At 71.9% G+C, this 12211-nt stretch carries 10 protein-coding genes and 1 rRNA gene; 5 read left to right on the forward strand and 6 right to left on the reverse strand.

Annotated features, from left to right (window positions below; translation table 11 throughout):
• Positions 1-56 precede the first annotated feature (56 nt).
• Both rrf and ABZ920_RS07825 read left to right on the forward strand, forming a co-directional pair.
• Positions 57-173, forward strand: a 5S ribosomal RNA gene (gene rrf / locus ABZ920_RS07820).
• Between the two features lie 102 nt (positions 174-275).
• A complete protein-coding gene (locus tag ABZ920_RS07825; RefSeq protein ID WP_361499927.1) occupies positions 276-842 on the forward strand; it encodes a GNAT family N-acetyltransferase in 567 nt (188 codons plus the stop codon).
• 3 nt (positions 843-845) lie between these two features.
• Here ABZ920_RS07825 and ABZ920_RS07830 read toward each other — a convergent pair whose 3' ends face one another.
• The 6 genes from ABZ920_RS07830 to ABZ920_RS07855 all read right to left on the reverse strand — a co-directional run bounded on the left by ABZ920_RS07830 (position 846) and on the right by ABZ920_RS07855 (position 8164).
• Positions 846-2423 (reverse strand): TraM recognition domain-containing protein, encoded by a 1578-nt coding sequence (locus tag ABZ920_RS07830; protein ID WP_361499929.1) that lies wholly within the window; start codon positions 2421-2423, stop codon positions 846-848.
• Between the two features lie 8 nt (positions 2424-2431).
• Entirely contained in the window at positions 2432-3853 is a 1422-nt protein-coding gene (locus ABZ920_RS07835) for an ATP-binding protein (RefSeq protein WP_361499931.1), read from the reverse strand.
• A gap of 14 nt (positions 3854-3867) precedes the next feature.
• Positions 3868-5427, reverse strand: a complete 1560-nt coding sequence (locus ABZ920_RS07840; protein ID WP_361499933.1) for an SCO6880 family protein — start codon at positions 5425-5427, stop codon at positions 3868-3870.
• Positions 5424-6788 carry a hypothetical protein gene (locus ABZ920_RS07845; RefSeq protein ID WP_361499935.1) on the reverse strand — a complete coding sequence of 455 codons (1365 nt, stop codon included), beginning with the start codon at positions 6786-6788 and terminating at the stop codon, positions 5424-5426. The genes ABZ920_RS07840 and ABZ920_RS07845 overlap by 4 nt, the downstream gene beginning before the upstream one ends.
• Complete coding sequence (locus ABZ920_RS07850) at positions 6778-7629, reverse strand: hypothetical protein (RefSeq protein ID WP_361499937.1); 852 nt, start codon at positions 7627-7629, stop codon at positions 6778-6780. The genes ABZ920_RS07845 and ABZ920_RS07850 overlap by 11 nt, the downstream gene beginning before the upstream one ends.
• Before the next feature lie 226 nt (positions 7630-7855).
• The gene (locus ABZ920_RS07855; RefSeq protein ID WP_003991275.1) at positions 7856-8164 is read right to left on the reverse strand and encodes a hypothetical protein; all 309 of its coding nucleotides are present in this window, start codon (positions 8162-8164) and stop codon (positions 7856-7858) included.
• 583 nt (positions 8165-8747) lie between these two features.
• Here ABZ920_RS07855 and ABZ920_RS07860 point away from each other — a divergent pair.
• From ABZ920_RS07860 to ABZ920_RS07870, 3 genes are all read left to right on the forward strand, one after another.
• Complete coding sequence (locus tag ABZ920_RS07860) at positions 8748-9539, forward strand: trypsin-like peptidase domain-containing protein (RefSeq protein WP_361499939.1); 792 nt, start codon at positions 8748-8750, stop codon at positions 9537-9539.
• Between the two features lie 641 nt (positions 9540-10180).
• Complete coding sequence (locus ABZ920_RS07865) at positions 10181-11125, forward strand: bifunctional lytic transglycosylase/C40 family peptidase (RefSeq protein ID WP_361500426.1); 945 nt, start codon at positions 10181-10183, stop codon at positions 11123-11125.
• A gap of 248 nt (positions 11126-11373) precedes the next feature.
• Entirely contained in the window at positions 11374-12084 is a 711-nt protein-coding gene (locus ABZ920_RS07870; RefSeq protein ID WP_361499941.1) for a phosphatase PAP2 family protein, read from the forward strand.
• The last annotated feature ends 127 nt before the right edge of the window (positions 12085-12211 follow it).

Here is a 12211-nt window from a genome sequence, read left to right on the forward strand (position 1 = left end):
CACGAACGACCCCGCACATCTAGTGGTGTGTGGTGCGGTTGTCAGTTTCATAGTGTTTCGGTGGCCATAGCGTGAGGGAAACGCCCGGTTACATTTCGAACCCGGAAGCTAAGCCTCACAGCGCCGATGGTACTGCAGGGGGGACCCTGTGGGAGAGTAGGACGCCGCCGAACAATTTGTGGGAAGGCCCCGCACCGTATGGTGCGGGGCCTTCTGCATTTCCGGGACAAAAAAGGGATGCCGGCGGTCGGCGCACCTGCCGTACGGTTGCCGTCATGAGCAGCCCCAGCAGTGATGAGAAGTACGTCGTCCGTGCCATACGCGCCGACGAGTGGTCCGAGGTCAAGGCGCTGCGGCTTCTCGCGCTCCAGGACCCGGTGGCGCACCTGGCCTTCCTGGAGACCTATGACCAGGCCACGGCGAAGCCGGAGTCCTACTGGCGGGAGCGGGCTGCCGGGGCTGCCGAAGGGGCGCCGGACGCGCGGCAGTTCATCGTCGAGGCGCCGGACGGGGCGTGGGTCGGCAGCGTCACGGTCCTCGTCGAGGAGGCCGGCAGCCGCGACTGGGCCGGGTGCCCGGTCGAGCGGCGCCAGGGGCACCTCGTGGGCGTGTACATGCGGCCCGAGCACCGCGGGTGCGGACTGACCGAGGTGCTGTTCGACGAGGCGCTGAGCTGGGCCTGGCACATCGGCCTGGAGCGGGTGCGGCTGATCGTGCACGAGGACAACGGGCGGGCGGAGCGGTTCTACCGCCGGATCGGCTTCGAGCCGAGCGGGCACACCGTGTCCTTGTCGGCGGACTCGGAGGAGAGCGAGCTGGAGTTCGTGCTCGCGCGCCCCTGAGGCCTAGACCGGCAGCTCCCGGTGCGGCCAGCGGGCACGGGCCTGTTCGCGTGACCGGAGCAGGGCCAGGGTCGGAAGGCCGCGGTCCGCTCCCGTGGACAGCAGGTCCGGGAGGTCGGGCAGTGGGGCCACGGCGGCCACGTCGTCCAGGACGAGGGTGAGTGGTGGGTCGAGCCGACCGGAGGATGACCGTTCGGCCATGCGCCGGCCGTGCTCGACCACGCTCTGGGCGAGTGCCGTCAGCAGGGGCATCGCGCCCGGATCGGTGCGCGGGTCCTCGATGGACTGCCCCATCACATAGAGCGTTCCCTCTTCGTGGACGAAGGAATCCAGGGCGAGCGCATCATTTCGGTGCGGAGTGCAGGCTTCGCGGACGTTCACCGTGAAGAGCGAGGCCAGGGCACGGCTCGTCAGCTCCTGGGCGATGTCGCGGCGTTCGGGGTGCGACGTGAGCGCGGCCTCGAGTTCGCCCGCCGCACCGGGCGCCGCCTTGGGGTGGGTGCGCAGGACCCGTACGGCGTCCTGGACCTGGGATCCCTGGGCCCAGCGGTGGACGTGGCGGACGGTGCGGCCGTCGACGGCGGCGGCGTGCAGGTAGCTGCGCAGCAGGGTCTCCGCCGTGTCGCTCACGGCCTGGTCGATCCTGGCGGTGGGGCGGACGGGGGCGAGGAGGGCGGTGGCCCGGGCGGTCGCGGTCGTCCGGTCCGCGCAGCCCGCGATGGGGGACCAGTGCAGGCGGTCCGGGGTGTCGCAGAGGTGGAGGGGGTCGTAGAGCAGGACCGGGCCCAGCTTGGCCCGGGCGTCCTTGGTGTCCTGCCACAGGCCGGGGTTCGAGGTGACGACGAGGGCGGGGCCGGCCGCGTCGCGGACGGCCTGGGCCGCGGTGGACCGGCGGCTCTCGCGCGAGCCGAGGACGACCGTCCTCCCGTCGGCGGTGGGGGCCTGGCCGAAGGGTGCGGCGAGGACTGCGGACGGGCCCCCAGGGGCCGCGGGCCGCGGTGCCCCCACCGGCTCCGGCTGCTGGGCCTGCTCGGTCTTCTGCGACTGCTGTGGCTGCTCGGGCTGGGTGTGCGGCGGTTCGGGTGGCTGTGCGGCCGTCCTCTGGGCCGGGACCTCGTGGGGTGCCGGCGCGGGGACCGCGTGCGGGTGGGGGGCCGTGTCGGGGGTGGGTCGCTCGCGCTTCGCCGCGTGTTCGGCGCGTCTGCGCAGCCGGCCCGCGCGCCATCGCGCGACGGTGCCGATGACGAACACGGTGAGTACGAACAGCACCATCAGCTGGCCGATGAACAGCCCCCAGAACAGCCCGTATCCCGACAGCCCGCCGGGAGGGGTGTCGGGCCAGGCGCCGGGCAGGTCGTGCGGCCGGCCGACGAGGTGGCGCATGGCGAGCGGCGTACGGGCGAAGGTGACGCCGGACGGCCAGGCGCCGTGCGCGAACAGGCCGGCGAGGCCGGTGGCCGTCCAGACCAGCAGCGTCATGCCGAGGAGGAACCCCAGCAGACCGACCAGCAGCCCGTCGGGCACGCCGGTCCGGCCGTCCCGGTGGGCGGCCTGTCCGCGGTCGCGGTCGTCCGGTCGCACGCCGCCTCCTAGGCCACCGTCGACTCGGAGGAGCCGTCCAGGTCGCCGATGTGCTGTTCCACGAAGGCCGCCGCCCGCTGCTCGGCCTCCAGCTCGGCGGCGCGCAGGGCGTCGTCCTGGAGGTCGCTGGCGGACTCGGTCATCGCGCGGTCGGTGAAGACCAGTGGGCGTTCGGTCTCGGTGACCAGGTGTTTGACCACCTGGACGTTGCCGTTGACGTCCCACACGGCGATGCCGGGCGTGAGGGTGGGGATGATCTCCACGGCCCAGCGGGGCAGGCCTAGGACCCGTCCCGTCGCTCTGGCCTCGTCGGCCTTCTGGGCGTAGATCGTCCGGGTCGACGCCATCTTCAGGATCGCGGCCGCCTCCTTGGCCGCCGCGCCGTCCACCACGTCGGACAGGTGGTGGACGACCGCGACGAAGGACAGGCCGAGACGGCGCCCGAACTTGAGCAGCCGCTGGAACAGCTGCGCCACGAACGGACTGTTGATGATGTGCCAGGCCTCCTCGACCAGGAAGATGCGCTTCTTGCGGTCGGGGCGGATCCAGGTGTGCTCCAGCCACACGCCGACGATGGCCATCAGGATCGGCATGGCGATGGAGTTGCGGTCGATGTGGGACAGGTCGAAGACGATCAGCGGGGCGTCCAGGTCGATGCCGACCGTGGTGGGCCCGTCGAACATGCCGCGCAGGTCGCCGTCGACCAGGCGGTCCAGGACCAGTGCCACGTCCAGGCCCCAGGCGCGGACGTCGTCTATGGCGACGTTCATCGCCTCCGCCGACTCCGGCTCGGGGTGGCGCAGCCGCTCGACGATGTCGCTGAGCACCGGCTGGCGCTCGACGATCGTCTCGTTCACGTAGGCGTGCGCCACCTTCAGCGCGAAGCCGGAGCGCTCGTCGAGGCCGTGGCCCAGGGCCACCTCGATGATCGTCCGCAGCAGGGCGAGCTGCCCGGTCGTGGTGATCGCCGGATCCAGTGGGTTGAGCCGGATGCCGTGGTTCAGGGCGGCCGTCGGGTCCAGCCGGATCGGCGTTATCCCCAGCTCATCCGCGACGAGGTTCCACTCGCCGACGCCGTCCTCGCCCTGGGCGTCGAGGACGACGACCTGGCGGTCGCGGAAGCGCAGCTGGCGCAGGACGTAGGTCTTCTCCAGGGCCGACTTGCCGTTGCCGGACTCGCCGAGGACCAGCCAGTGGGGCGCGGGCAGCTGCTGGCCGTACAGCTGGAAGGGGTCGTAGATGTAGCCCTTTCCGGAGTAGACCTCGCGGCCGATGATGACGCCGGAGTCGCCGAGGCCGGGGGCGGCGGTCGGCAGGTAGACCGCCTGGGCCTGGCCTGTCGACGTGCGCACGGGAAGCCGGGTGGTCTCGACCTTCCCGAACAGGAAGGACGTGAAGGCGTCCGTGAGGGCGGTCAGCGGGTCCCGCATCAGAGCATCAGCCCCTACCGTCGGATTCCGGTGGCGAACGGGAGCGTGTTCACGAAGGCGCGGTGGTGCTCGCGGTCGCACCACTCCAGCTTCAGGTACGACTTTCCGGCCGAGGCGCGGATGGTCCGCTTGTCGCGGGCCAGCGCCTCGGGGGTGCGGGAGGAGACGGTGATGTAGCCGACGAGGTTGACGCCGGCGGCGCCGCTCGCCAGGTCCTCGCCGCGCTGGTCGATGCGGTGGTGGGCGGCCACGTCGCGCGGGTCGACGGTGCGGTTCATCTTCGCGGCGCGGCTGGCCTCGGCGACGTCGTTGGTCTTCTCGGTGAGCATGCGCTCGATGGCGACCTCGGTGGGTTCGAGGTCCATCGTGACGGCGACGGTGCGGATGACGTCGGGGGTGTGGACGAGCAGTGGGGCGAGGAAGTTCACGCCGACCGGGGTCATCGGCCACTCCTTGACCCAGGCGGTGGCGTGGCACCAGGGCTCGCGGGTGGAGGACTCGCGGGTCTTGGCCTGGAGGTAGGTCGGCTCCATGGCGTCCAGCTCGGCCGGCCAGGCGTTGCGCTGCGTCATCGCCTGGATGTGGTCGATGGGGTGGTCCGGGTCGTACATGGAGTGGATGAGCGAGGCGAGCCGTCCCTGCCCGAGCGGCTGCCGGACGCGGATGTCCGCCTCCTGGAGCCGGGAGCAGATGTCGGTGAGTTCGCGGGCCATGACGACGGCGAGTCCGGCGTCCCGGTCGAGCTTGCGGCCGCCGGCGGGCCGGGCCGCGCGGGCCATGGCCTGCGCCTCGGCGGCGAGCTCGCGGGTGTAGTGCATGCAGGCGACCAGGTAGGCGCGGTGCTGCTCGCTGCTGGTGGACACCATCGACTGCAGATGGTCGTAGGACCGCTGGAGCCAGTGCGGAGCGCGTTCGTCGCCGCGCTGGGCGACGTCCTTGGCGTGGGCGTCGGGGTCGGCGGGCAGGGTGCGGGCGAGCATCTGGAGGCGGGTGACGAAACCGTCGCCGTTGGCCACGTGCTTCAGCAGGGTGCCGAAGCGGTCGACGAGGGCCTCCTGGTCCTCGGAGTCGCGCAGGCCGACGCCGGGGCCCTCGATCTCGATCGCGGCGGTGACCGTCTTGCGGTCGGCGTGCAGCAGGACGGCGATCTCGTCCGGGCCGAAGGGCGCGGCGAGCCAGGTGATGCGGCCGATGCCGGGCGGCGGGCCCACCTCGATCTCCCGGCCGTCGAGGCGGGTGCCGGCCTCCATGGCGGCGGAGCGGTAGAGGGCGCCGCGCTTGACGGTGCGCTTGTAGCTGCGGTTGATCTCGAACCACTTGTAGAAGGTGCGGTGCCGGTAGGGCACGTAGACCGCGGCCAGCGCCAGCATCGGGAAGCCCGCCAGCAGCACGATGCGCACGGACAGGACGGGGACGAGGAGTCCGCACATCATGCCGATGAACGCGCCCAGGACGATCAGCGCGATCTCGCCGGTCTCGCGGTTGCGGCCGATGATCGCGTTCGGCCGGGCGCGGCCGATCAGGTACGTACGGCGGGGCGTGACCGCGTGGGACACGTGGGAGTCGGTCGTCAACGCCCGTCACCTCCTGTGCGGTTGGTGCTGCTGTTGCGGGTGCTGCCGGCGTGCGGGGTGTTCACCGGGCTGGGGGAGCGGGGCGCCGGTGCGGCGGAAGGGACGGTTCCGCCGCTGTCCGGGACGCGGGTGCTGTGCGCGGAGACGCCGCCGGAAAACGGGTTGGCCGGGCGCGGGGCGGACGACTGGGCGCCGCCGCCGGAACCGCCCGCGTCGACCCGGGTGCTGTGGGTCTTGATGCCCTGGGCCACCATGTTGGCCGGCGAGCTGAGGACCGCGGCGGCCTTGCCCTCGGCGCCCTGCATGATGCGGTTGTTGCGGGAGGCGGCGATCTCGTCTCCGAAGCCGGGGACGAAGCGGTAGATCATGGCGCTGGCGAAGATGGCCAGCAGGATGATGGCGAGCCCGGAGACGACGGCCCCGAGCGCGTCCGGCCCGTCGTCCGCGGCGAGCGCGCTGGCGAGGCCGAGCACGATGACGATGACCGGCTTGACCAGGATGACGGCGATCATGATGCCGGCCCAGCGGCGGACGTGGCCCCAGAGGTTCTTGTCGACGAGGCCCGAGTAGACGACGACGCCGAGGAGGGCGCCGACGTAGAGCAGGACGGCCCTGAGGAACAGTTCGAGGTAGAGGACGCCGGCCGCGAGGATCGACACGAGCGACACCAGGATCAGCATGATCGGGCCGCCGCCGATGTCCGTGCCCTTGTCCAGCGCTTCGGCGAACGTGCCGAAAAAGGTGTCCGTCTGGTTGCCGGTGGCCTTGGCGAGGACGTCGCTGACGCTGTCGGTCGCGGAGACGACGGTGTACAGGATCAGCGGGGTGAAGGCGGAGGCGAGCACGGTCAGCCAGAGGAAGCCGACGGCCTCGGAGAGGGCGGTGGTCAGCGGGACGCCGCGCACGGCCCGCTTGGCGACGGCCAGCAGCCACAGCAGCAGCGTCAGGATGGCCGAGGCCGCGAAGACGACGGCGTACTGCTTGCGGAAGGTGGGGTTGGTGAAGTCGACCTCGGCGGTCTCCTGCACCGCCTTGCTGAGCTGCTTGATGGTCCAGGAGGCGGCGTCGGCGCAGCCCTGCGCGAGGGAGGAGAGGGGGTCGAGGGTGGAGGTGGGGTCGGTGGTGAGGCCGTTGGAGCCGTTGGACCCGGATTCGTTGCCCCTCTCGCAGTACTTCCGTGCCTCGCCGACGATGAGCTCGCAGCGGTTGTCGCCGGCTGATGGGGAGGGACTGGCGCCGTCCGACGGTGTCGCACTGGGCGAGGGGTCGGCGACGGCACGGGTGGCGAGCAGCACGACCGACGTCTGGACGGCTGTCACGACTCCGGCGAGCCTGAGCAGGGGGTGACGGCTACCGGGCATAGGTGAACCCTCCGTACTCGTCGATGGCCTTGCTGATCTCGTCGGAGGTGGCGGCCCTGTCGTCGCCGGGCACGGGGGCGGGGCCGTCCTGCTGCGAGTCGGCGGCGATCTTCCAGTCGCCGCCGGTCCACTGCAGGGTGAACGTCCAGGTCTTCCAGGTGGAGGTGACCGGGTCGGTCGATCTCTCCCCGGACATGCCGATGAGCCCCATGTACCAGACCGCGACCTTGGCCGTGCTGTCGCCGTACTGCTGCACGGTGGTGCCCACCGGGACCACACGGGAGACGAACGTGCTCCCGGTGGGCGGGTCGCCGTTGGAGTCCAGGCCCACCTTGCCGAGGAACTCGGCCGAGTAGGCCTGGTCCATGGGGCCGCGCAGCCGGGTGGCCGCGGCCGGGGTGTACAGCAGGTCCAGGAGGGAGTGCCGGGTGTCCTTCTTGAACATGTTCGTGGAGCCCAGCGCCACGGCGTAGTTCGCCGCCGCGCTCTGCGCGCCCTGGGCGTCGTGGGTGAAGCCCGAGGGGATGCCGCCCGTCTTCGTCGTCACCGGGCGCTTGCCCGTCGCCGCCGTCGCCGCGCCGGCCGGTTCGCCGCCGCGGTCGTCCGCCGAGGAGGATCCGTCGCCGCCACGGTTCGCGAAGGCGATCGCGGCGATCAGCAGGACGACCACGCCGACCACCGTGACCAGGCTGCGCGAGGACGAGCGGCCGCCCCGCCGCGCACCCCCGTAGGGGTCGCCGGCCCGGTCCGGGAGCCGGGTGCGGGTCTGCCCGCTGCCGCCGAACAGCTCGTCGTCGGCGCGCGCGGACTCCCCGTACCGGTGCTCGTCTCCGTAACTCATGCCCCGTACGCCCCCTCGACCTCGTACCGGAACGCGTGGAAGTACGACGGTAGCCGTGCTGGTTCCCGCGCGGAGGCGGTGTGGTGACAGGACATCAGGGAAACGCAACCTCAGCCGGTGGGCACGGTGGGTGGGTGGGGGCAGCGGGGGCACCGGGCGCGCCCGGAGGGGCTGACCGACGGCGGCGGCGGAGCGCCGTGCGCGGCGTGCGCGGGCGGTGCGCCGGTTACACGGCCATGCCGTACACGATGGTGAAGAGCGTGCCGAGGGATCCGATGATGAAGACTCCCGTCAGGCCAGCGATGATCAGGCCCTTGCCCTGTTCGGCGCTGAACGTGTCGCGCAGGGCCGTGGCGCCGATGCGCTGCTTCGCGGCGCCCCAGATGGCGATGCCGAGGCAGAGCAGGATGGCCACCGCCATCACCACCTCGATCATCACCTTCGCCTCGTTGCCCAGGCTGCCGAAGGGGCCCCAGTCCGGAGCGATCCCGCCGATGATGGTGTTGATGTCTCCCTTGTCGGCCGCAAAGAGCATGTAAGTCACCGCCCCTGTTGGGTAGTTCCGCCTGCCTCTGCGAGCGTGCAGAGGTCAGGCATCATTCTCGCCGACAATGATGCAGCCGGATGTCGACTTGGCGTCATTGATTGGCGGGTTTCGTACGAACACCTTGCCACCGCCGGTCGCCGGCCACGCGAAGCGGCTGGTGGGGCGGTGTGCGAGAAGGCCGTGTGGTCACTCTGTGTATCACGGCGGGTTACGCCGGGCAATGAGGTCGGAATGAAACCCGGCGTGTGGTTCCGTCGTTGACCTTCTTCACGTCGCGGCACCTTTCCTGACGGCCGGTCGGGTGAGGTGCCCTCTCGATGGTCTCACGGGTCTCCCCTTTCCTCCGGGCCGCTGGAGCGTGCGCGACGCGTGACGGTTCCTCAGCGTATATGAACTGACGTTCGATCGGGGAGGGGTCGATTCCGCTTTCGTGCGCCGCTCCGGACCGGAGCCGGGTCCCGGGGAGGCCGCGGTGAGCGGGCGCTCGTGGTGCGGCGGGCGCGGGTTGCGGCGAGAATCTCAGGGAAGCCGGGATCTGTCCCGCACTGCCGTGGGTACGGAGTGAGGCCTGATGAAGCGCACCTCACACAGGCGGAGCCCCGCCCGGCACGCCCGCCGGCGTGCCCGGAGCCGGCACGGTGCCCTGCTCGGGGCGCTGCTCCTCCTGGCCGCCACCTCGGCCTCTGTCGCGGCCGCCGACGACGGCCCCGGCCCCCTCGGGGTCACGACCGAGGCGGTGGCGAGCGCGTGGTCCGCGCGGGTGGGGGTGCTGTTCGCGGCGGACGACGCCGGTGCCCCGCGCGGCGACCACTTCTGCACCGCCTCCGTCGTGCACAGTCCCGGCCGCGACCTCGTCGTCACGGCGGCCCACTGCCTGGACGGCGACACCGACCTCGTGTTCGTGCCCGGGTACCGCGACGGCGCGGCGCCCTACGGGACATGGGAGGTCCAGCGGCGTCTCGTGCCCGGGCGGTGGGCCGAGGGCCGGGACGAGGACAGCGACGTGGCGTTCGCGGTGGTCGCGCACCAGGACGGCAGAGGTGTGGAGGACGCCGTCGGCGGCAACCGCTTCGTCACCGGAACGGCCACCGGGGCGACGGCGGTGACGGTCACCGGCTATCCGCGGTCCCGGGACGTGCCCGTCCGCTGCACCGCCGAGCCGGACGCCCTCAGCCGCACCCAGCAGCGCGTCCGCTGCCCCGACTTCACCGGCGGCACCAGCGGCAGCCCGTGGATCGGCGGGAACGGGGAACTCGTCGGGGTGCTCGGCGGGCACGAGCGGGGCGGCTCGACGGCCGACGTCTCCTACAGTGTCGTCCTCGGGCGGGAGGCGGCGGAGCTGTACGAGGAGGCGGCGAGCTGAGCCGGGGCGGTGAGCTGGAGTGGCCGGGCCTCCGGCGGCGGCCCGCGGGCGGTCGTCCCCGTGCTTCGAATCCGCGCTGGGGGGCGGCAGCTCGCGTGACCGTGTGACCGTGTGACCGGGCGCGGCCCCTGCCCGCGCCACCGTGTGCGGCCGGTTGATGCTCCGATCGGGTGACCCGGCCGTGGCATGGCCGGACTGGGGGGACCGGCGCCGGGCGGGAGGCTGCCTCAGGTCCGGCGTGTCACCGGGGCGGGCCGGGCGCGGCCGCGGGCCCGCGCGCGTCGGGAGGAGACACCGGTCACGACGGTTGTCCACAGCCCCGCCGCGAAACTGGCGCGTGTGGCATGGTCTGTTGGACGGGCGCGCGGAACAATCGGCAGTCCCCGCGCGCACGGACCGCGGTGGCCGCCCGGACAACGTCCCGTGGTTCCGCGCGGCGGTACCGGTGGGGGAGCAGGCGGCAGGCGGACGGGACCGACGGGATCGGCCGCGAGGGGAAGGGAACTGGCCGAAATGCCCGCGGGCCGGACGGGCACGCGGTGGAAGCGGCATGGAACGGGGCGTGGGTGGGGGAGGGTTGAGCCGTGCGGAAAGTATGGGTGGCCGGTGGTGTCGCGGTCGGGCTGGGCCTCAGCTTCGTCATGGTGCTCGTCGTCGGGGTGTACGTCGTGGGCGGGAACCTCGCGGGCGGCGCCGGCCGGGGAGGGGTCGGGCTGGCCAAGGGGGCTGTTCCCGCCGCCTATCAGACGCTCGTTCAGAGATGGGGCAATCTCTGTCCCGCCCTCAACCCGGCCCTGCTCGCCGCGCAGTTGTACCAGGAGAGCGGCTTCAACCCGGAGGCCAGGAGCCCCGCCGCGGCGCAGGGCATCGCACAGTTCATCCCCGGCACCTGGAACACGCACGGCATCGACGGCGACGGCGACGGCGACCGTGACGTGTGGGACCCGAATGACGCGATCCCGTCGGCGGCGTCGTACGACTGCGAGCTGGCCAAGTACGTGAAGGACGTGCCCGGGAACCTCACCCGGAACATGCTCGCGTCGTACAACGCGGGGGCGTACGCGGTCATCAGGTACGGGGGCGTGCCGCCGTACGCGGAGACGCAGAACTACGTCAGGACGATCCTGACGCTGGCGGAGAGCTTCGCCGCGCCGGTCACGCGGGTCGACCCGTCCAAGCAGGCCGCGGCCGCGATCTCGTACGCCCAGAGCAAGCTCGGCACGCCCTACCTGTGGGGCGGTGAGGGCACCCCCGAGCAGGGCGGACGGTTCGACTGCTCGGGTCTGACCCAGGCCGCGTACGCGAGCGTGGGGGTCACCCTGCCGCGGGTCGCCAACGACCAGTACAACGCGGGGCCGCACCCGAAGCGGGACGAGCTGCTCCCCGGCGACCTGGTGTTCTTCTCGGACGACCTCACCAACTCCCGGGCCATCCGCCACGTGGGTGTCTACGTCGGCGGCGGATACATGATCGACGCACCGCGGACGGGGGCCGTGATCCGGTTCGACCCGATCGACACGCCGGACTACTTCGGCGCCACCCGGGTCACCGAGGATGGCGCGAAAGCGCTCCCCACACGGGTGTGAACCCAGCGTGAACCCGCCCCCTGAGCTGCGCAGACGAGTCTCTCTTCGATAACGTCTGCGTGATCATTCGGTGGAGTGTGGAACGTATCAATCAAGGTCGTGCGTTCCTGGTGACGTAGGCCGAGCGGACGTCGGACGGAGCGCGTGTCGCACACGCGTGCAGCGGAAGCGGATCTACACCACGGGGGTGGGCAGGAGCGGCGCACACAGGGTGCGTCCGAGGAACACGACGAAGGGGCCGCAGCACCATGGCTGGACTCGCCGAATCCGGGTCGAACCCCGACGTCGACCTGCTCTACGACATCAACGGCCTGGCCAAGGCCGCGCCGCACTGGTTCGACCGGGTCATGGAGTACGTGGGCGAGTACGGACTGCTGCTCGCCATGGTGCTGCTGGTGCTGTGGTGCTGGTGGTCCGTGCGGCGCCGGGGCGGGTCCGAGGCGGCGCCGTCCGTCGCCGCGCTGGTGTGGGCGCCGCTCGCCGCCGGGATCGCGGTCCTGGTGAACGTGCCGATACGGGGATTCGTGGAGCGGCCCCGGCCCTTCAAGGACCATCAGGGGCTGGACGTCCTGATCTCTGGCAAGTCCGACTTCTCCTTCGTGAGCGACCACGCGACGATCACGATGGCCATGGGCGTCGCGCTGTTCGTCGCCAACCGCCGGTTCGGGCTGGCCGGTATCGCGCTCGCCCTGCTCGAGGGGTTCTGCCGCGTCTACATGGGAGTGCACTACCCGACCGACGTGGTCGGCGGCTTCGCCCTCGGCACGGCGGTGGCCCTGCTGCTGTCCCCGCCGGCGATGGCGCTGCTCACGCCGGTGCTGAGGGCGGTCGACCGGTCGTCGTGGGGCGGGTGGCTGGTGCGGGCGCGCACGCGGTCCGGCGTGGACCGGGACGGCCTGGTCGCGGGCGCCCGGGCCGAGGACCGGGGGCCCGCCGAGGAGCGGGACCTCGCGGCGTAGCGACGGGATCCGCCGAGGAGCGGTCTCGGGGCATGGCGGCGGGGCCCGCCGAGGAGCGGGACCCGGTGAGCGCGGCGTCCCGGACGCCGCCGGCGAGCGGTACGGGTCCGGCGGTCCGGCGACCGGG

The organism is Streptomyces sp. NPDC046831 (genome assembly GCF_040645305.1).
GTDB lineage: Bacteria > Actinomycetota > Actinomycetes > Streptomycetales > Streptomycetaceae > Streptomyces.

What these genes read in the sequence shown, in the direction of transcription:
- ABZ920_RS07850 (WP_361499937.1), bottom strand. Translation starts at nt 7,629, where the DNA reads ATGAGTTACGGAGACGAGCACCGGTACGGGGAGTCCGCGCGCGCCGAC.
- ABZ920_RS07855 (WP_003991275.1), bottom strand. Translation starts at nt 8,164, where the DNA reads ATGCTCTTTGCGGCCGACAAGGGAGACATCAACACCATCATCGGCGGG.
- ABZ920_RS07825 (WP_361499927.1), top strand. Translation starts at nt 276, where the DNA reads ATGAGCAGCCCCAGCAGTGATGAGAAGTACGTCGTCCGTGCCATACGC.
- ABZ920_RS07860 (WP_361499939.1), top strand. Translation starts at nt 8,748, where the DNA reads ATGAAGCGCACCTCACACAGGCGGAGCCCCGCCCGGCACGCCCGCCGG.
- ABZ920_RS07865 (WP_361500426.1), top strand. Translation starts at nt 10,181, where the DNA reads ATGGTGCTCGTCGTCGGGGTGTACGTCGTGGGCGGGAACCTCGCGGGC.
- ABZ920_RS07835 (WP_361499931.1), bottom strand. Translation starts at nt 3,853, where the DNA reads ATGCGGGACCCGCTGACCGCCCTCACGGACGCCTTCACGTCCTTCCTG.
- ABZ920_RS07870 (WP_361499941.1), top strand. Translation starts at nt 11,374, where the DNA reads ATGGCTGGACTCGCCGAATCCGGGTCGAACCCCGACGTCGACCTGCTC.
- ABZ920_RS07845 (WP_361499935.1), bottom strand. Translation starts at nt 6,788, where the DNA reads ATGCCCGGTAGCCGTCACCCCCTGCTCAGGCTCGCCGGAGTCGTGACA.